This is a genomic window from Moraxella sp. CTOTU47724 (assembly GCF_032014955.1).
In the GTDB taxonomy this organism is placed as follows: domain Bacteria; phylum Pseudomonadota; class Gammaproteobacteria; order Pseudomonadales; family Moraxellaceae; genus Faucicola; species Faucicola tetraodonis.
Genome location: NZ_DALZSV010000112.1, coordinates 1 through 1082, shown reverse-complemented (window position 1 = coordinate 1082; position 1082 = coordinate 1). Strand labels below are relative to the sequence as shown.

The window sequence follows — 1082 nt, the reverse complement described above, 5'->3', positions numbered from 1 at the left end:
TTATTGGCTCGTTTATCGGGGGCTGGGTGATGCTTTTTACCCAAAAAATGCCAGCGATTTTTGGACTCCTCACCTTGCTTAGTGAGCCAATTATTCAGCCGTTTCGCAAAGTATTACCTGCCACAGGTATGCTTGATTTGGCACCTATGCTGGGTTTTTTCTTGATTATTTTGCTAGAAACCTTGGTACAAACCGTAGGCTTTTATTTATTAACCCTCTAGTCTTTGTAACCCTATAGTCTTTGGCAAACGACGATTAAATGAGTAAGCTTTAAAGCAGTGGGCTAAACAGGCGAATAGCGTTGTCCAAGAATTTTGCCCCAAAGCTACGCTGCTGCCATCTATCGCGCTGTAATGGCTCACTTTGTCGCAGGTATTCATGCTGGCAAGTGAGTATTTGCTGGGTCATGGTACGATTATAAATCGCCATACTCACCTCCATATTCAGATAAAAACTGCGCATATCCATATTGACGGTACCAAACAAGCAATAATCGTCATCCACGCACAAAATCTTGGCATGTAGCAAGCCTGCATTGAACAAATAAATCTGCACCCCTGCTGATAACAGCGGGTCAAAATAAGCCTGTGAAGCAAACTGTACCAACAGTGAATCTACTTTTTTGGGTACATTTAAAATCACCTTAACCCCACGCTTGGCAGCGGTAGTCATAGCAAGCAGCAGCGCATCATCTGGCACAAAATAAGGCGTGGTAATAACCACTTGTTTTTTGGCGGCAAAAATCGCACACACCAAGGTTTCGTAGATGACATGCCCTGTTAATTCTGGCGCCGATGGAATCAGCTGCAAGCTGACTTGACTCACCGATGGGTAAGCTTGTAGGCTGCTTTGCAGCGGCAAAATTTTAAGCAGGGGCGGGTTAGGGACACGCGTGTTAGCGTTTTGACCTGCCCCGCGAGCGTTAGCCTCGTGTTGTAATTTGCGATGATGCAGCTTTGAGGTGTCAATATACAGCGACTGGGTATAGAACGACTTGGTAAAGCGATTAACGATTTTTTCAAGGTTTGAAAAATTGGCGTTGGTTTCTGCGCTGATATCCGTGGTCGTGACAAGTGCCATGG

The 1082-nt window shown here is 45.2% G+C and carries 2 protein-coding genes; one reads left to right on the top strand and one right to left on the bottom strand.

All coding sequences use genetic code 11. The features are described 5' to 3' along the window. On the top strand, window positions 1-221 hold a 221-nt coding region (locus RTR63_RS11785), incomplete at its 5' end, for a YggT family protein (RefSeq protein WP_312524457.1). A gap of 49 nt (window positions 222-270) precedes the next feature. Here RTR63_RS11785 and RTR63_RS11780 read toward each other — a convergent pair. Beyond that, window positions 271-1082 (bottom strand): phospholipase D-like domain-containing protein (locus RTR63_RS11780; RefSeq protein WP_312524456.1); only part of this gene is annotated, 812 nt, incomplete at its 5' end.